Consider the following 18,745-nt stretch of genomic DNA (forward strand, 5'->3'; position numbering starts at 1 on the left):
TCTATTATATCGTAAAAAACGACAGGAATCTCTACCTGGCTCTTCATTTTTTTCCTTTATTCTCTAAAACTAGCAACTTTTCATAAGCTTTTTGTCTTTCTTCTTCTTGATACGCTTTCTGCTCCTGTAGATGCTGTAGTTCTTCTATCTCTGCCGTCCCTGCCATCTTCAGCTCAATCGCATAAATTTCCGCTTCTAACGTTTCAATTTGCTGTTCCAGCTTCTCTATTATTATTGACGGATTCTCTATGATTCTATACGATTTTTTCGTATGATTACTCGTTTTTTTATGAGATGCAGGCGATTCCTCTTGTTTTTCCATTAGTTGCTCTTTCCTTTTTTCTTTCGCCCATGAATAATTCCCCGGATATTTTGTAATCTGCTTATTTTCTATCCAATATAAATAATCAAATTGCCTATCCAGGAAATAACGATCGTGGCTGACAGCAATCAGGCTTCCCGCAAATCCTTCCAGCGTCTCCTCTAATACTTCTCTGGAATCAATATCTAAATGATTCGTCGGTTCATCCAGTATGAGCGTATTGATGTCTTGATGCATCAGCTGTGCTAAACGCAGACGCATTTTTTCACCGCCGCTCAGCTGCGTTACTTTCCGAAAAACATGTTCCCCGTAGAAAAGAAACTTTGCCAAGATATGTCTTGCCTTTCCTTCTGTTACAGAAATTGCTTCACGAAACGTTTCAAGCACCGTCTGTTTTGGGTCAATATCATGAAACACATGCTGGGACAGATATCCGAACTTTACATTACTGCCAATCATGACTTCCCCCTCATCCGGATGGACATTACCGAGCATCAGCTGGATCAGTGTTGATTTTCCTGTTCCATTTTCCCCGATGATGGCAACTCGATCCTGATAACGGATGTGCATATCTACATCACTAAAAAGGAGTTTTTCCGCAAATTGCTTTTGAACATTCTTCATTATAATCACATCTTTGCCACTTCGATCCGAGCTATCCAAGTCCATTTGCATCTTTTTTCGGTTTAACCCTGGTTTTTCTATTTTTTCCATCCGTTCCAGAGCACGTTCCATATTTTTTGCCCGTTTATGCAACCCTTCATTGGGTGGATTAGCCCGGTTTGCCCACTCTTTCAAACGTTTAATCGCTTCCTTCATCTTTTTGATTTTCTTCTGTTGCTCTTCATAAGCCTGAAACTCCCGGAGCAGCCGCTCTTCCTTTTCCTTCACATAACCAGAGAAATTCGTATGATACACAGCCAGATCTCCATCTTCTAAATCTAAAATCCGCTCCACAACTTCATCAAGAAAATAGCGGTCATGGGAGATGATGACCACCGTTCCCTCATAGGTATTCAGAAATTCTCCAAGCCACTCTACAGCCTGCAAATCTAAATGGTTTGTCGGTTCATCTAATAACAATAAATCCGGGTTTTGGAGAAGGATTTTCGCTAAACCGACTTTTGTTTTTTCACCGCCGCTAATTTGGTCAAAGGGCATCTGCAGCAATGGATGAATTTGCAAACCAGTCGCAATCCGGTTAATATTTGCTTCTAATTCATATCCGCCAAGAACGGTAAAACGCTCCTGCACCTCTCCGTAAGCCTTGACGTTTTCCATCATCTCCTGTTCTAAGGACGGATGCTCCATCATTTGCTCTGATTTTTTCATTTGTTTTTCCAGTCCTACAATCTCTTTGTTCGACTGCTTCAACACATCAAATACAAGCATTCCCTCTCCCTGTTCAGGAATTTGCTCTAAATAACCAATCGTTGTTGCTTTCTTCCAATGAATATTTCCTTCATCCGGCTTCGTAATTCCCGCCATTAATCGCAACAGCGTCGTTTTTCCTCCACCGTTTCTTCCAACAATACCAATGCGTTCCTTTTCTTTTACTTCCAGCGACAAATCTTCAAATATAATATTTCCACCGTACATTTTCTTTACTTGATTCAATTGACAAATCATTTTTATTCTCCTTTATCTTCTCTGCCGAAGATAAAGACAGTAAAAAAGCACACAAAGAGCATACCTCCCTGTGTGCTTTCAGATGTCACTTTATTTCCGTTAACCGTACTTTACCCGATGCAGAGATGCTTTTTTGCTTTCGTATTTGCTATTAAATTGCTAAATGAAGACATACGTATCCCGCAGGCAGCAAATAGCGCAAATTTCGCACGGCAGTAATATAAGAATTCCATCCATTCTCCGCACGTTTTCTCAAGTCCTAAAAACATCTCTACACCTCCGTTTCTTTCGTAAATTATATTCATTATATAGAATTTTTGTGATCCATGCAACTTTTCCCAGTCTGTTGTTTTGTTACCCGCAATCTATCGTCAATCTCACTAAAATTAGGAAAACTGTTTAAAATGATTTAAATTTCTAATATTTTATAGATATTTTCTTATTTTCAGCTATACTCAATATAAAAGGAGGCTTTTAAAATGCTGACCCCGAATAAGACCGTTCAGGATTCCATTGTATTTATACAGCAAAATTTGGACCAGGATCTTTCACTCCACGTGCTTGCTGATGAAGCAGCTTACAGTCCATTTCATTTTTCCCGTATGTTCAAACGGCAGATTGGCGTATCACCGATGTACTTTATTTCCAGTTTACGTCTACAGCTCGCCATGACATTATTGTTAGACACGGCTTTTCCAATCCGCGATATCGGTCTTGAAATCGGCCAGCAAAGCATCGGGACCTTTACGACACGCTTTACCAAGCGCATTGGAATGATACCTGCCTCCTTTCGCGCTTCTCTTCCTTTTATCTGGTAAGCGTTTTTTCTTTCACAAGCAATTTTTTACATCTCGTTATTCAAATGAATTAAGAAATGCAATAATAGAAGATACATATTTCTAGAAATACATTAAAAGAAGGATGAGAAAAGATTGGCTTTTATCGGTTTATTATTTTGTATTGTTGCTATGTTTATTATTTTCTTAAGGTTAAAGAGTGTCTTAACTGGTAAACTAGTGGAAGGAAAAATTGTAGGTTATGTCCGTGGAGGTAGAGGAACCCACGGAATGGTTACTTATAATTACCGAATTTTATTGAAATACAATGAAGAAATGTATTATGTCACATCAATGGACTCATTAACGACGACAGTTGGAGTGATTCCCAATAAAAATTTGGGAATGTATTGCAAGGTTTATTTTAATCCGCGGTCTCCTGATAAAAAGGTTGCTATGAAAGGGTTTGGTAAACTGGAATGGATTACGCTCTTTCTATTTTTAGCGGGTGTTTTTAGTATTTTCATAGAGTTAGCTGTAATTCTTTAAAGCAGTCAACAGAGAATTCATATATAAAACAAAAAATCAAATTGTTTGAATTTTCCTCATCAGAAAGGTAGTCTTTAAAGTATAAGCGAAGGGAGAGTATATACAGATGACAAATCAAATTCCAGAAATCACATTACATGACGGTGTTCAAATTCCTGCTGTCGGCTTTGGTACGTACAAGCTGAAAGGACAACAAGGCGCACAGGCAATTAATACGGCCATTACAAACGGCTATCGCTTACTCGATACAGCGTATAATTACGAAAATGAAGCTACTGTCGGCGAAGCAGTTCGCAGAAGTTCTGTTCCGCGTGAAGAATTAGTGATCACATCCAAATTGCCTGGACGTTATCATCACTATGATGATGCGATTGTGACCATCCAGGAATCTCTATTCCGGGCCAATCTGGATTATTATGATCTATACTTAATTCATTGGCCAAATCCGATTCAGGATAACTATGTGGAAGCTTGGCAGGCATTAATTGATGCCCAAAAATTTGGTTATATCCGTTCCATCGGTGTATGCAACTTCTTACCGGAACATTTAGAACGGCTTGAAAAAGAGACGGGTATCCTGCCAACGGTGAATCAGGTTGAATTACATCCGCGATTCAATCAGGCAGAACAGTTAAAATGGGACACGGATCATCGTATTGTAACAGAATCATGGAGCCCTCTATCCAGAGCAAGTGACCTGCTGCAAGATGAAACATTACAAAAAATTGCCGAAAAGCATCATAAAACGATTTCGCAAATTATTCTCCGCTGGCACTATCAACTGGGCGCGGTCGCAATTCCAAAATCAGCATCACCAGTTCGCCAAAAGGAAAATATCTCTATCTTTGACTTTGAACTGAATAATGAAGAGATGACAATGATTAATAGCCTGACAAAGACTGATGGACGTTTGAAAGATCAGGATCCGGCTGTTTATGAAGAGTTTTAATATGGTGTTCATTAAAGGAAAAGAGCTGCTGCAAAATGCCTATCATGCATTTTGCAGCAGCTCTTTTTTCTCTGTCCGTTTAGCCCTTTCTATTTCTGGTTATAAGTCATATAGTCAACTTACAACCCATATTTCTCTTTATCCAGGTTTAAATCTTTACAAAGTTGAATTAATTCTTCGTGAAGACTGTCAGCAATATCTACTCCTGTTTCTAATCTTTTTTTCTTTGTCATGGTTTCAATTTCACCCGGCAAGTAAATATGTCCATTTTCATCAATTTTTTCAGAGTTTACAATCATATCCGTGAAGTCATCTAATCTATCATAAAATCTATCTACTGGCATAATCTCATTAATATTTATTGCAATCATCGTACAACCAACTTTATTCGGCTTATCATAGTCCAACAGAGATATATTTTTACTATAATTTGCGCCTGATAATACACCAGCTAAAATATCCATGACTAACGTTAATCCATACCCTTTATGTCCGCCAATAGGTACCAGCGTTCCTTCCAGCCCTTTATCGGGATCTGTAGTTGGATTCCCCTCTGTATCTAAAGCCCAGCCTAATGGAATATCTTCTCCTTTTGAACTGGCTAGTTGAAGTTTTCCACCAGCAACGACACTATTTGCAATGTCTAGTGTAATCGGTTCTTTCCCTCTGCGTGGAATGGAGAAACATATAGGATTATTTCCTAAAACCCTTTCTTTTCCTCCTGAAGGAGCCATTAATGATCCCGCATTCGTCGTAATAAAACCAATCATCCCTTGTTCAGCAGCCATTTGTGCATAACATGCTCCTGCGCCAATATGATTGCCATTATATAAAGTTGCAAAACCAATTCCTTTTTCTTTTGCTTTTTCAATTGCTTTTTCCATCGCTAACTGAGCTGGATAATGCCCCATGCCGTTATCTGCATCTAATACGCCTATTGTTTCTGTTTCTTTCGCCCATTTAGTATCCGGTTTGGCGTTAAATGCTCCAGACTGGAGTCGTTCAATATAAACAGGAACTCGCATAATACCGTGCGTATCAGTACCTTGCTTGTCTGCAAAGCTAATATTTTTTGCACAGATTTCAGCTTCCTTTTCGTCCACCCCGACAGCCTGTAAAGATTCTAATATAAAGTTCTCTAAGTTTGATAAATTCATTGTATACATGTCAATCTCTCCTCATTTATTATATTCTTCTATTGTTAATTAATTTTTTCAGAAGTTATATCATTTGTTACCTCATCCTCTTTTGGCGATACATTCTTTTGAGCACCAGTAAGCTTCACTAATAAGGTTAGAGCAATTGGTAGTAATATTGCTGTGGTTACCGCAGCAGCTGCTACTTGTACCGTTGCTATAGCTTCAAGAGAAGCAAAAGCCGGATTGGCTGATGCGATTACCGCTGGTACCATTACTGCATTTCCAGCGGTTGTTCCCTCTGCAGCACCAACAATGGGATTCCATTTAAATAATTTAAATACAAAATAAGCAGCGCCGCCAGTGAATACTAACGTCATCAGACCTAAAAGTATTCCGCTTAATCCACCTTCGAGTATTGATGATAAGTCTATTCCCATCCCTAAAGCAAAAGCCAGGAAGGGTATGATCATATCACTGCCGCTAACAAAAAAGTCTCTCATTTTTTCATCTAAATTACCTAATACCGTACCTACTAATAACGGGATTAAAACAGATATGAACGGCATAATAGAGAACATACCTTCCACAAATCCCATAACACCTAATACAGTAAAAGCTAACATTGATAAGAGTGGACCATCATTTAAAACTAATATGGAATAAGCAGCTTTATCGTCTTGTTTACCGTACTGTGATGCTACAGCCATATACATAGCTCCATTACTATTTGACATGGCAGCCATGATAGCTAAAGGAGCCAGTCCTAACCAAAGCCCAGACTCTCCAGCAAATGTGATCGCTATTACAGTGAATATGATAGCTACCAGCCATTTTATCGCTAAGAGCGTTACCCCTTTTGCAACACTTGTTCCAAAGCTTCGAAGATTCAATTGTGCACCGGCACAGACAAGATATAATGCAGCTAAAACCGGAACAGCGTCTACAAATAGCGCTTGCGTAAAACCATCTATTCTTAAAGCATTAGGAGCCACCGTATTAACTACTGAGCCCAGCAAGAGGGGGACGACCATCATTCCACCAGGTATTCGCTCTAAAAATTTCTTTATTTCCATGTATCTCGCCTCTTTTATAATAAATTTCTTTAGAAACTTAAATGAAAATATAGTAACGTTTAATGCATTACATTTTGGTCACGAACAATATCAAGAGCGTTTTTCAATATCTTTCTTGTTTCTCTTTCATTATTCAGATAATTATCCGCATCTCTTCCTCTTACTTCTGCTGCCACACGTAATCCTTCTTCTTTTTTAATGCCAAGTTCGTCTGCTTTTCTTAAGGCAGACGCTATCTTATCGATTGTTAAAAACCCTGGTTCTCCAAGCGGCATATGATTATCACCATATAAATGATTCTTCTTGTCCAGAACGGCATTGGAAAAATGAATTTGATGCGTCTCATGCTTTGCTTCTTCCAAAGCTTCATGAATATCTTCGCCATTTAGCGCTGCATGTGCGGTATCAAATGCCAAACCAATATTTTTATATTGTTTTTCTACTCGATGAATGAATCCCACCGCTTCATTTGTTGGTCCTATTATTCTTTTTTTATGAGCGTCACGATCCAGCGGCTCTACTAAAACATTCATATGATAGGCAGCTGCTTCTTCACAAATTTCACATACACTTTCGTATAAGCCTTCCATGGCATCTTTTCGCAACTTAACCCCCGGGTCTGCTCCCGTTACAAAAGCAATATTGGATGCTCCACACTCTGCTGCTCCATAAATGCTTTCTGTTAGTTGTTTCACGGATTCTTTTCTTAATTTGGAATCAGTGGAGGAAACATCTAACCCATTTTTATCAATCAAAAAAGTTAACCATTGTGTTATCTCATATTGATTTTCTGTTGCTAAATCAGCAATCTGCTTCCGTTCAGCAACCTGAGATACATCTCCAATTTCGAAAGCACGATAAAAACCTTCCTCTGATAATTGTTTCATTATATCTGCTGTAAATCCCGCTTTGTCTTTTACCGGAAAGAAAATTTCTGGTATTAGCAAAGAAGGGATAAATCGATTAGTCATTTTCCTCAACTCCATTTGCAATCGGTTTCAATTTTTCCTCAACATATTTTCCAACATTTAAAATAACCTTATTCGGATCTTCCGCAGCTTCTTCGGTTTCCTCTTCAATCATTATCCACCCTTGATAACCACTATCTTTCAGTGTTTGTACGATATAAGGAAAATCAATATCTCCTGTTCCCATTTCCTTCCACTCTTTATTGTTGGAACGATCTTTAAAATGAACATGTTTGATAATAGAAAGATTGTCTTCGATAATATCTTCTGGCCGCATCCCGCCAGCTTTAATATGTCCGGCATCCGGTGTATAACTCATATAAGACGTATCCAACAGTTCAAACAACACATCGTAATCGGCTTTTGTTCGGAAATAGGATGTTTCTGGAGAAGCCGGATGGAAAGATGCTTGTACGCCTTTTTCATATGCTCTTTTTCCGACAGCATTTGCACAAGCGATAATTTGCTTTTGACGTTCCAATAAATGATCTCTATTCGGTCCGACACGCGATGGCAGATTCATCACTGCCCCAGGAAAGTTTGTCAGATAATCAATATAATAATCGGCTCGTTCTCTTTCCTCTTGCGTTTCTTCATCATTAGCCCAAGTGAAAGGTACTGTTAATGCCGCTAAAGAAATACCTCTTTCATCTAATGCTTGTTTTAATTTTTCCGGATCGTTTTGATACCTTCCCAGCATGGCAACTTGAACATCTACTCCTTGGAAACCTGCATTACTTACAGTATCTATTACGTCATCAAGGTAGTCTGATTCTTTATCATAATCTAGCTCCCAAGTTGACGTATGACATCCAAATTTAATACGCATTTGCAGTCCTCCTATTTTTATAAGTTTTTGGTACAAGGAATTCAGAAAACCTATCGAATGATGGAATCAAAATCGTTGTTTCCCATTCAAGCATTACGTTAAGTAACAAATATAATAAACGATATAGCTTAACACCGTATGGAACAGCTATCTTTTTATGTCATAACCCATGCTTATAGAGAACTTTATGATAAACTCCAAAAATTAGATAGCGTTTTCATATTTTATTGACACTACATAGTTGCCTTATCTTCTATGATTGCCAGCAATAAAGAAAAGGCTTACAATCTGAACGAAAATGTTCAGTGGATTAATACTAACACACCTAACTTTGTTTTTCCATGGGAAGAACTAATTTTATATAAAAAAATTTTAAAATTTATCTTTTAAGGCGCTTATATACAGTATTTTTAACGTCTAAATGTCTGTTTGAATAAATCATTTCATTGTAAATACCACGAAAAAATGCATATAATTGTTATATAGAATGATGCATCTTGCATTTTTTACATAAAGTTACATCTAAAATATAATTTAAAAATCTTATGGATTCATTTACAATGAACACAAAACATACAGCGAATTTTACTCTTTTATATGTAACATCTATATAATCATTCTAAGACTATGTCATCATGTGCAGAGAAAGTAGGTTTAACACGATACTTCCGTCTTTATACTAATATTGGTACATACAGACTAATATATATGTTTGTTATTAAAGAATAAAATTTCGCTCACCCGTTCATTTTATGTTAAAAAAAGGAAAATTTCACTATTAAAAGGGGAATGAAATTTTACATTCTGTCTTTACATCAAATCTGTTTACCCAATTATCGTATGTTCATTTTGTTAACGATTCATTATTCATTACATTATTATGCCTCTAACACATTGAAAGGAATGATATTTAAAGTGGAAACTATTACGGCAGACCAGTATTTAGTCAAAAAAATTAATAAAGCATTAATATTACGTATCATAAGAGAACACTCTCCTCTTTCAAAGCCTGATATTGTCACTAAATCCGGGCTTAATCGCGGGACAGTATCTCGATTAGTTAATGAACTTGAAGCAGCTTCCATTATTAAACAATTAGGTGAAGGAATTTCATCTGGAGGCAGAAAACCAACCATGTATACCATCAAGGGAGATTCTGGCTTTGTTATTGGTATCACTGTTAAATCGAAATTATTAGAAGTAGCATTGGCTGACCTAAACGGAAAAATAGTCAAACGTTTTACGAAGGAATTGACTAGTAAAACACCTAAGTTTATTATAAAAAAGATTATTGAATCCATAAAAGAGATGCAGGAATATGTTCAAGAAAGTATATTTCAAATTACTTGTATCGGTATTGGTTTCCCCGGTATGGTCGATGCGAATGGTACGGTTTTAAAAGCACCATCTTTAAAATGGAACGATGTAGACTTGAGACAAATGATTGTTGATACATTTCAAATTCCATGTGTTGTAGATAATGAGGCAAGGGTAGGCTTGATTGGAGAAAAACAGTTTGATAAGCATAACGCTTTAACGGATACCTTATATGTAAGTGTTAGTAATGTCATAGGCAGTGCTGTCACGATTAAGAATGAATTATTCCGCGGGTACAATGGATTATCCGGAGAGGCAGGACATCTTATCGTTAAATATAATGGCAAAAAATGCTCTTGTGGAAGCAAAGGGTGTTGGCAAATGTATGCTTCGACCAATGCTTTATTAAAAAAACTTTCGAGCGTTTCTGAAGTGACAGAACAATTACATGCAAGTCCTTTTTCACAACTTTCCGTTGAATTCTTAGAATCATTGGCCAGTCAAGGTAATCAATTCGTCATAAAAGAGATAGAAGAAATAGGCCAATATTTAGGTATAGGTCTCATCAGTCTTGTTAATGTTTTAAACCCCAAAAATGTTCTCATAGGGGGAGATATCACCAAACTAAAAGAGTGGGTAGAACCTTCTTTGAATGAAACGCTCCGTGCCAGCGTTTTACCTGATCATAATAAAGGGTTAGATATTCTATTTTCTGAATTAGGTTCAGATTCCACCATTATTGGAGCAATCGCTGTTGCCTTAACCCACTTTTTTGAAAATGGTTATCACATTAGCTCGGAATAAATATTGGATCCTGTATCGAATTAAACTCGATTCACCTGTTTGTTAGGAAACCATGTTAACTATGGTTTTACTGAGAACGAAATCAATCGTTATATTAAAAGCAGACGCCACCCACTTGCAGAGAAAGCAGGTATTTTCTCTGCAAGTTTTTAGTGTTTGAAATGATAAATGGAGTAATAGCCATTTTCTAAATCATAAACAAAAACACCAAGTAAACAAGCGGAATACTGACAACCGACAAGAGTGTAGAGAAGAACACAACCACCGCTGAAAATTCCACGTCCCCTCCATACACTTGGGCATACATGCTTATCGTTGCCGGGCTCGGCGTAGCAGAAAGCAGACAAGCAATCATAAATAATTCAAACGGCATGCGAAAGAATAATAATGGCAGAAAAAAGAGGAGCGGATAAATGAATAATCGAATAACAACAGCAAGATAAACAAAGATATCCTTCATATACACCAGTGCTTTCGAAAAAGTAACGCTTGAAATCATCATACCAATCATAATCATCGATAGCGGTACAGTCATCTGACCAATCGTTTCTATAGGCCCCATAATAAAAGCAGGAATGGGAATAGGAAAGATAAATAAAATAAAACCAACTACCGTTGCTAAAAAACCGGGATTTTTGAAAATAAACATCGCTTTGGAAACCGGAAGCCCTTCTGGATTCATAATATAAATCGCATAGGTCCATATCAGAATAAAATAAATCAGGTTAAACACCGAAGCAAATAGCACGCCTTCCTGCCCAAACAGTTGCAGAATAATCACCATACCGATAAATCCTTGGTTTCCAAACAGAATAACATTTTCAAACACTGCCTTCCGTTCCATCGGCAATGTCATTTTTTTAGTAATAAACCGGCTTAAAAAAAGAGTCCCTCCCATGATATAAATGGAAAGGACAAACATAATAAAGGCACCATAAGCCTGTTCATATTGGAAAGGCATATGCATGGAGCTAATAATCAGACAAGGCAAAGCGACATATAATAATAGGGTGGTAAACGCACGCTGACCATCCTCCGAAATAAATCCCTTCCGCCGGATAAACCAGCCGATTGCTACAATAATATACAATGAACCAATCTCGTATGCCAGTGTAAATAATGTATCCATGCCTCTCCACCTTCCTCTTTCACATACCATTACAGGATATTCAGAAAGTGAGAAGCATGTGATGAATGACTATCCTTCATCATTATTTCGATATTTCATTAAATCCTTATTGATTTGATTGGTTGATGTATAAATAGATTGATATAATGCAAAAAGGTCTTTATACTTCTCTACATTTTCCGGAATAGGCTCCACCGTTTTTTCTTTTTCCAGAAAAACAGCAGCACATTCCTGCAGAGATGAAAACCAACCCGATCCATATGCAGCCAGCATCGCAGCCCCCATTCCTGGTCCTTGTTCACTGCTCAGCTTAATTACTGCGGCATTATATATATCTGCCTGTATTTGCAGCCATATATCACTTTTTGCACCGCCACCAATGGCAATAATGCGATCAATAACCTTTCCGTTTTCTCTAAAAATTTCTACCGATTCATTTAAAGAAAACGTAATTCCCTCCATCACAGCTCTTGTAAAATGCTTCATGTTATGCGAACTGTCTATACCAATAAAGCTGCCGCGGATGGTGGAATCAACATGAGGTGTCCGTTCTCCAACGAGATAAGGCGTAAATAAAAGTCCATTTGCTCCCACCGGTACGTCTGCTGCTTTATTTAATAAATCATCAAACGGCACATCTTTTGCAAACGTATTCTTAAACCACGATAAACTGTAACCAGCAGCAAGTGTAACCCCCATCGTGTAGTACGCATCTGGAGCAGCATGGTTTAAGTAATGTACCTTTCCTGCAAATGATTTATCTCCAGCATCCTCATAGGATAGAACAACACCGGAAGTACCTAAACTGGCCATCGTCTCCCCTTCTTCCAGGATACCGGCGCCAATCGCTCTACAAGCATTATCCGCACCACCTGCAAACACTTTTATTTGCTCGGATAAACCGGTTTGCTCTGCTATCTCTTTCTTGATATTTCCAACCATCGCATGAGAAGGAACCAGCGGAGGACAAAAATCAGGTTGAATATCAAAGGCTTCGCACATTTCTTTACTCCACGAACGATCCTCCATATCTAATAACAATGTTCCAGCAGCATCAGAATAATCCATATGCAGCTCTCCAGTTAAACGAAACCGCAAATAGTCTTTGGGCAATAAAAACAGCTTTGCTTGTTCATAATTTTCAGGTTCATGTTTTCTAACCCATTCCATTTTCGGTAATGTAAACCCCTCCAACGCGATGTTTTTAGGTAGTTGCAGAAGTTTGTCCTTCCCGACACGTTCCGTGATTTCCTGACATTCTACGGTTGTACGTGTATCATTCCATAAAATTGCCGGGCGAATCACTTCCTTATAGTCATCTAATAAAACCAGGCCATGCATCTGTCCGGAAAAGCTGATTCCTTCAATATCCGCCACATCACCAGTAAAACTGTCCGTAAGTTCGTTAAGACCAGAAATAGCCTGCTCCACCCAATCTTCCGGATTTTGTTCACTATGCCCGGCTTTCTCTTGCATTAATGGATATTCTTTAGCTACCTCTTGAACCAACTGCCCTTTCTGGTTCATCAAAAGCAGTTTCACAGCACTCGTTCCTAAATCAACACCAATAACATACTTCATCTCTGGTTCATCCTCTCCTCAATAGCTCAATATGTCTGGTTTTCACTCCAATAAAGAGCAAAAAAGGACGAATACACTATCCGCCCTCTGTTATTATTTCCACCAATCATTATAGATAGAGGCAATCGGTTCCCGCTTATGCATTGTCTTAATATAGTGACCTTCAATGACTTCTCTCGCTTCTTGGGATACTTCTTTTCCTTCTAAATAATCATCAAGTTCATCATAGGTGACCCCTAATGCTTCTTCATCAGCTAAAGCTGGACGTTCATCTTCCAAATCAGCAGTCGGTTTTTTTAGATAGAGATGTTCGGGACATCCCAGCTCTTTCAAGATTTGCTTTCCTTGACGCTTATTTAATCCCTCCAGCGGTGCCAAGTCACAAGCGCCATCCCCGTGCTTGGTAAAGAATCCGGTAATTGCTTCCGCTGCGTGATCGGTCCCTAATACGAAACAATTATGCACTCCGGCCACGCTGTATTGCGCCTTCATACGTTCTCTTGCTTTTTCATTTCCTTTTAGAAAATCGCTGATATCGACACCTGCATCACGTAATGATTTCACACTTGCATCTACTGCTTCTTTGATATTCACCGTAAGCATCTTTGAAGGCTGGACAAATTGAATTGCATCAGCCACGTCATCCGCATCGCCCTGCTCTCCATAAGGCAATTCGACACCGATAAATTGATAAGGTGATGCTTCCTGCTCCTCGTTTAATTCATCTATCGCTAATTGTGCCAGTTTCGAAAGCAATGTAGAATCCTGCCCTCCGGATATCCCGAGCACAAAGCCTTTCGAAAAACTGAATTTATGCAGATATTCCTTCATGAAATCAATACGGATGCGAATCTCTTCTTTCGGATCGATTTCCGGTTTTACATGTAATGTATGAATAACCGATTGCTGCAATTCTTTCATTTAAAGACACTCCTTTATTAAAAACCATATCCATTTATTTGTAGTACAACGGCCTTTTAGCGGTACACGCAACATGCACCACCCTAAAACTTAACGCGTTTGATTTTGTCCTACTTCTTTTTTAACTTTTTCAATATGTTCCATCTTACTGTTCCATAGTTTCACACTTAAATCGACAGGATATTCAGCCGGATAGTTTGTACGCTTATACTCATCCCAAAATAGCTGAAGCTGGTTTACGGCATAATTCTGTACATGGAGCAAGTTTGGACATTCGTAAACGATGTCTCCATCCACTACAATATCCTGATGTAAATTCACTGCGTCAAAATTCGAAACCATTTTCTTATAGTACGTATGCACCGGATGAAAAAGCATAATTTCGTCTTCCTTCTCCGGTTCCTCCTCTTCTAACGTCAGATAATCGCCTTCACTATGATGATTACATCTGTTGATAATCCGGTACACTTTTTTCTTGCCTGGTGTTGTCATCTTTTCCGGATTGCCGGATAGTTTAATCGTATCCACCATATCTCCCTGTTCATCCTCAATGGATACCAATTTATATACTGCACCAAGTGCCGGCTGATCATATGCTGTTATCAATTTGGTTCCAATTCCCCACACATCAATTTTTGCATGCTGGGCTTGCAGGCTGGCAATAGTATATTCATCCAAATCATTAGAGACGTAAATTTTCGCATGCTTAAATCCTTCTGCATCAAGCATTCTTCTTGCTTCTTTGGATAAATAAGCCAAGTCTCCGCTATCAATCCGAATCCCTTTAAAATCAATTTTATCCCCTAATTCTTTGGCTACTTTAATTGCATTAGGTACACCTGAATTCAAGGTATCGTAAGTATCTACTAAAAATACACACTCCCGATGACGTTCTGCATATTTTTTAAAGGAAACATATTCATCACGGTACGCTTGTACCATCGAATGTGCATGCGTTCCTGACACTGGAATTCCGAATAATTTCCCTGCCCGGACATTGCTTGTTGCATTGAAACCGCCAATGTACGCTGCTCTCGTACCCCAGACAGCCGCGTCCATCTCTTGGGCTCTTCTTGTACCAAACTCCATTACCGGGCTGTTTCTTACCAACTGTCGGATACGTGAGGCTTTGGTGGCAATTAACGTTTGATAATTCACAATGTTTAACAGGGCAGTCTCCAGCAATTGTGCCTCTGCTAATGGTGCCTCCACACGGATAATCGGCTCGTTTGCAAAAACAACTTCCCCTTCCCGCATCGATTTCAAAGAACCTGTAAACCGTAGTTCGCGTAAATACGCTAGAAAATCTTCTTTATAGCCCAATTCTTTTAAATAAGTTAAGTCCGATTCACTAAAATTGAAATTATGCAGATACTCGATAATCCTTTCTAAACCGGCGTAAAGACCATAACCATTGCCAAATGGAAGCTGACGAAAGTATAAATCAAATACTGCCTTGCGATTATGTATATTATCATACCAATACGTTTCCGCCATATTTATTTGATAAAGGTCTGTATGCAGCATTAAGCTGTCATCGATATAATTCATTTTTGACTTCCTCCCGTAGTTTATCGCTTTCTATTTTATTACCAAATAGATAAAGATACAACAACATCGTTCCATCGATATAATTGGGATAGACAGGGTATACTCCGTTTCGTTTTCTTCAAATTTCCTGAAGACTAACGACTTTTTCTAAAAAAAGAATGCTTTCCTAAGATGGTTCAAAACATTTGTCACCCCTGCCCCTTCTTTTGATTCCGAGCGACTCCCTGTAATGCTGTTTCCCTTCTTTTTGCCTTCACAAACCCTGCTGGACAAGCTCATTTATCAACTTCTATCTTAGGGTTTCCTTCTATGTCTATTTTAGCCTGTCTGTTTAATAAAAGCATTCATCTTTTTTTGTTTATGTTCCGAAGATATCCTTTTCAGAAACAATAGAGAACACAGCAAGATCACTTGTATATCCATCAGGTAACATAACGTTTTTTCCATCGCATATCATTCAACCAAAAACGGACCCAATAAATAATGTATAATTTCAAAATATTATAACCAAAAAAATAGGAATATCAAATAAGGCAGAACCTATTCTTTTGATTTGTTCGGAAAAAAGGTGTACGACCAGGAATAAATAAAATCAACGATAAAAATGAGCCCCCAAAGTTTAGATAGTGCAAATGCTGTTTCACTATGATAAGGTGACTGTTGGTAATCGTCTGCTTCCACCCAGGAAAAATCCGTTACATAGGATATAGCTCCCTCTATACCGCCTGCCCCATAAATCCATAATCCTGCCTGTACACTAACAAAAACAGCAAGATGAATCATGGCGCTAATACGATTCTTCCGGGCAATGTATTCGGGATTCTGCTGCCGTTTCATCAACTGGACATCTTTTTCCGTCAAAAGAGAAACACCACGCCACTTGCCGATTGTTTTCCGCATCTGGCGATCCAGACGTTTAAAATCGGCAATTCCAAATGTACATGCATACAGCACAAAAATGGTAACGATTATCTGGAATGTGCTGATTTCTCCGGTAAGTCGATAAATATACAAGGCCAGCACCGCTTCCAATATAAACAGGATCAAAAAGAAACTGATAAAGACTGTACTCCAATTTCGTTTATTCAACAGGTATCGGGTAACTCCAAATAATAACAGCATCACAACCGAAAGTATCTCCGCTGCGATAAACCATTCCCATTGGAAATTCAAAAGTGTTTCCTGCATCGTTTATCTCCTTTGTGATTCTTATATTTTATCGTTTCTACTACGCAGGAGAAAAGAAAAAAGTTTCATGACACTAAAGAAAACGAAGGCATTCGTTAAAGGGAGCCTTGAAAGTGTGTTTTGCTTTCTTAGAATCCCTTATGCTCTTGAGTGCAAAAAACGGAAAGAGTTTCCCCTTTCCGTTTGGATTCTGATTAATCTTTCGCATATTTCACAATGGCATCATGAAGAAGTTGAACCGCTTCTTTTCCGGCACCTTCATTATAATATTTTGCAAACCGTTCATCCGCTACATACATTTGCGCCAATCCTTTATGCGCTTCTGCAGAATAATTTGGCCAGGAATACATCAGCCATTTTTTATGAAGTTCATACGTTTCTTTAGCTTCCGGTGCCTCCAGATCTTTTGTTTCTGCTAATTGTTCCAATTTCGTAAATAATGCACGTTCTATCCTTTGCATCTCTTGAACATCTTCTTCTCTAAGATTCATAAATTTTTTATTTGATTGTTCAACGGTTTCCTTCCCATATTTTTCTCTGATTTCCTCGCCATATAACTTTTCATTTTCCTCCAATCGTTCCTTTTTCAATCCTTCAAATTTTTCTTCCGCTGTCATCGTAATCTCTCCTTTTGTATATTGAATGGTTTTTTCGACTGTCGTCAGCAATTGATTTATTTTTTGCTTTTCCGCTTCTAATTTACGCTGATGCGCTTCTAAAGCTGCCAAGGTATTAAAAGCTGGATCATCCAGCACCGCTTGAATCTGTTCTAGTTTCATTCCCATCGAGCGGTAAAGAAGAATTTGCTGCAGCCGGTTTATTTCTTCTTCTCCATACAGCCGATACCCTGCATCGGAATAGCTTGCAGGTTTTAATAAATCAATCTGATCATAATACCGGAGTGTGCGTGTACTGATATTCGACATGTCCGCTACTTGTTTGATGGGATACTTCATTGTTTTCCCTCCTTTCCATTCTTACTATAGAGATTGACGCAGCGTTAAGGTCAAGACTTTTTTAAATAATATAAGAAAACGAAGGTTGTTACCACCTTTCTGGTTAACAACCTTCGTTGCACTTACCTTGTTTTAAATGATTTCATTAAAAATTTGCCCACCGTTTAAATCAATTATTTTTAAGCGATTTGTATCCTTGATATAAATCGTCTTATATTTTTTCTGTTCATCCGCATCACCAATAAATAAAATACGTTTATACGGATTATCTTCAATCACTTGTACTGAATCATTTCCCGATGGCAATTGATTTTGAATTACTTCCATTTCTTCCTGTGCACTTCCATTTGTTTCCTTTTCAAATGTCGTTGGCTCATTATCTTCTGTCATTTCTTCTGCTTCTCCTGTGTTGGCATAGACTCCAGTAAATAATAATGCTCCCGTCGCTGCAGTTAGTAAAATGGTCTTCATTTGTCAAACCTCCTTGATTTCTTTACAATTACCAGTTTACTGGGTAGCGCCTTACAATGTCCTTAGAGAAAAATGAGAATTTGATGAGAAACCTCCTAAGTTTACCTTCTGTATTTTTCTACACCAAATCCATTTCCAGCCTCACCATGTCTACAACCTGCATGCCATTTTCAAAAATTGGCTCCTCATAATGACGCAAAAAGAAGTCTCGATCAATGGAAACCATTCGAAAACCACATTTTTGGTACAGTGCTAGCTGGTTCACACCTGAATTTCCCGTTCCAATCTCCAGCGTACGGTACCCTTGCTGTTTTGCTTCTTGAATAGCATGCAATACCAGTTGTTTTCCCCATCCTTGTCCATGAGAAGTCTCATCTACAGCGACATTAACAAGTTCCATCGTATCCGGCCTGGTCGGCAGCAAAACGTAAACACCAATGACCTTCCCCTCTTTTTCCAATACATAGCAGGTGCCCCGGGAGGTATAATCTCGGATGAATCTTTGCGATGGATCGGCGAGCAATAATAACTCCATAGGTAATGCTTCTTCTCTACGTAGCTGACGAATCATATTTTTCACTTCCTTATTATCA

The 18,745-nt window shown here is 38.3% G+C and carries 18 protein-coding genes; 4 read left to right on the forward strand and 14 right to left on the reverse strand.

The genetic code is table 11. The features are described from left to right. Positions 1–43: 43 nt before the first annotated feature. Both abc-f and B7E05_RS22250 read right to left on the reverse strand, forming a co-directional pair. Positions 44–1,951, reverse strand: a complete 1,908-nt coding sequence (abc-f, locus tag B7E05_RS18875) for a ribosomal protection-like ABC-F family protein (protein WP_080875656.1) — start codon at positions 1,949–1,951, stop codon at positions 44–46. A gap of 110 nt (positions 1,952–2,061) precedes the next feature. Then, positions 2,062–2,220, reverse strand: a complete 159-nt coding sequence (locus B7E05_RS22250) for an RAxF-45 family protein (protein WP_179134583.1) — start codon at positions 2,218–2,220, stop codon at positions 2,062–2,064. Between the two features lie 210 nt (positions 2,221–2,430). Between B7E05_RS22250 and B7E05_RS18880 the strand changes: the two genes are divergently transcribed. The 3 genes from B7E05_RS18880 to B7E05_RS18890 all read left to right on the forward strand — a co-directional run bounded on the left by B7E05_RS18880 (position 2,431) and on the right by B7E05_RS18890 (position 4,225). After that, on the forward strand, positions 2,431–2,769 hold the full coding sequence (locus B7E05_RS18880; protein ID WP_080875657.1) for a helix-turn-helix transcriptional regulator: 339 nt from the start codon (positions 2,431–2,433) through the stop codon (positions 2,767–2,769). A 114-nt stretch (positions 2,770–2,883) separates the two neighbouring features. Then, positions 2,884–3,276 (forward strand): DUF3592 domain-containing protein, encoded by a 393-nt coding sequence (locus B7E05_RS18885; protein ID WP_080875658.1) that lies wholly within the window; start codon positions 2,884–2,886, stop codon positions 3,274–3,276. A 106-nt stretch (positions 3,277–3,382) separates the two neighbouring features. After that, complete coding sequence (locus tag B7E05_RS18890) at positions 3,383–4,225, forward strand: aldo/keto reductase (protein ID WP_080875659.1); 843 nt, start codon at positions 3,383–3,385, stop codon at positions 4,223–4,225. A 119-nt stretch (positions 4,226–4,344) separates the two neighbouring features. On the opposite strand, the gene B7E05_RS18895 is transcribed toward B7E05_RS18890, so the two are convergent. From B7E05_RS18895 to B7E05_RS18910, 4 genes are read right to left on the reverse strand one after another with little or no spacing between them, the layout of a single operon-like run. Further along, complete coding sequence (locus B7E05_RS18895) at positions 4,345–5,391, reverse strand: Ldh family oxidoreductase (protein WP_080875660.1); 1,047 nt, start codon at positions 5,389–5,391, stop codon at positions 4,345–4,347. A gap of 35 nt (positions 5,392–5,426) precedes the next feature. Beyond that, positions 5,427–6,437: a 2-keto-3-deoxygluconate permease gene (locus B7E05_RS18900; protein WP_080875661.1), complete on the reverse strand. Its 1,011-nt coding sequence runs from the start codon at positions 6,435–6,437 to the stop codon at positions 5,427–5,429. Between the two features lie 59 nt (positions 6,438–6,496). Then, positions 6,497–7,408 (reverse strand): sugar phosphate isomerase/epimerase family protein, encoded by a 912-nt coding sequence (locus B7E05_RS18905; RefSeq protein ID WP_179134584.1) that lies wholly within the window; start codon positions 7,406–7,408, stop codon positions 6,497–6,499. After that, complete coding sequence (locus B7E05_RS18910) at positions 7,401–8,234, reverse strand: sugar phosphate isomerase/epimerase family protein (RefSeq protein WP_080875663.1); 834 nt, start codon at positions 8,232–8,234, stop codon at positions 7,401–7,403. Before B7E05_RS18910 ends, B7E05_RS18905 begins: the two co-directional genes overlap by 8 nt. Positions 8,235–9,023: 789 nt before the next feature. On the opposite strand from B7E05_RS18910, the gene B7E05_RS18915 reads away from it, so the two are divergent. Beyond that, the gene (locus B7E05_RS18915) at positions 9,024–10,355 is read left to right on the forward strand and encodes an ROK family transcriptional regulator (RefSeq protein WP_080875664.1); all 1,332 of its coding nucleotides are present in this window, start codon (positions 9,024–9,026) and stop codon (positions 10,353–10,355) included. 187 nt (positions 10,356–10,542) lie between these two features. Here the strand turns inward: B7E05_RS18915 and B7E05_RS18920 are convergent, their stop codons facing one another. The 8 genes from B7E05_RS18920 to B7E05_RS18955 form a co-directional block, all read right to left on the reverse strand. Beyond that, positions 10,543–11,484, reverse strand: a complete 942-nt coding sequence (locus B7E05_RS18920; RefSeq protein WP_179134585.1) for an AEC family transporter — start codon at positions 11,482–11,484, stop codon at positions 10,543–10,545. 69 nt (positions 11,485–11,553) lie between these two features. Further along, positions 11,554–13,065, reverse strand: a complete 1,512-nt coding sequence (xylB, locus tag B7E05_RS18925; RefSeq protein WP_080875666.1) for a xylulokinase — start codon at positions 13,063–13,065, stop codon at positions 11,554–11,556. Positions 13,066–13,158: 93 nt separating this feature from the next. Beyond that, positions 13,159–13,986: an ammonia-dependent NAD(+) synthetase gene (nadE, locus tag B7E05_RS18930; RefSeq protein WP_080875667.1), complete on the reverse strand. Its 828-nt coding sequence runs from the start codon at positions 13,984–13,986 to the stop codon at positions 13,159–13,161. A 90-nt stretch (positions 13,987–14,076) separates the two neighbouring features. Then, complete coding sequence (locus tag B7E05_RS18935) at positions 14,077–15,537, reverse strand: nicotinate phosphoribosyltransferase (protein WP_080875668.1); 1,461 nt, start codon at positions 15,535–15,537, stop codon at positions 14,077–14,079. 540 nt (positions 15,538–16,077) lie between these two features. Continuing rightward, complete coding sequence (locus tag B7E05_RS18940) at positions 16,078–16,725, reverse strand: hypothetical protein (protein WP_080875669.1); 648 nt, start codon at positions 16,723–16,725, stop codon at positions 16,078–16,080. A 194-nt stretch (positions 16,726–16,919) separates the two neighbouring features. Next, positions 16,920–17,681 carry a MerR family transcriptional regulator gene (locus B7E05_RS18945; protein ID WP_080875670.1) on the reverse strand — a complete coding sequence of 254 codons (762 nt, stop codon included), beginning with the start codon at positions 17,679–17,681 and terminating at the stop codon, positions 16,920–16,922. 132 nt (positions 17,682–17,813) lie between these two features. Further along, the gene (locus B7E05_RS18950) at positions 17,814–18,152 is read right to left on the reverse strand and encodes a hypothetical protein (RefSeq protein ID WP_080875671.1); all 339 of its coding nucleotides are present in this window, start codon (positions 18,150–18,152) and stop codon (positions 17,814–17,816) included. A 118-nt stretch (positions 18,153–18,270) separates the two neighbouring features. Continuing rightward, positions 18,271–18,723, reverse strand: a complete 453-nt coding sequence (locus B7E05_RS18955; protein ID WP_080875672.1) for a GNAT family N-acetyltransferase — start codon at positions 18,721–18,723, stop codon at positions 18,271–18,273. Between the last annotated feature and the right edge of the window lie 22 nt (positions 18,724–18,745).

The sequence above is a fragment of the Oceanobacillus timonensis genome, assembly GCF_900166635.1.
Classification (GTDB): domain Bacteria; phylum Bacillota; class Bacilli; order Bacillales; family Amphibacillaceae; genus Oceanobacillus; species Oceanobacillus timonensis.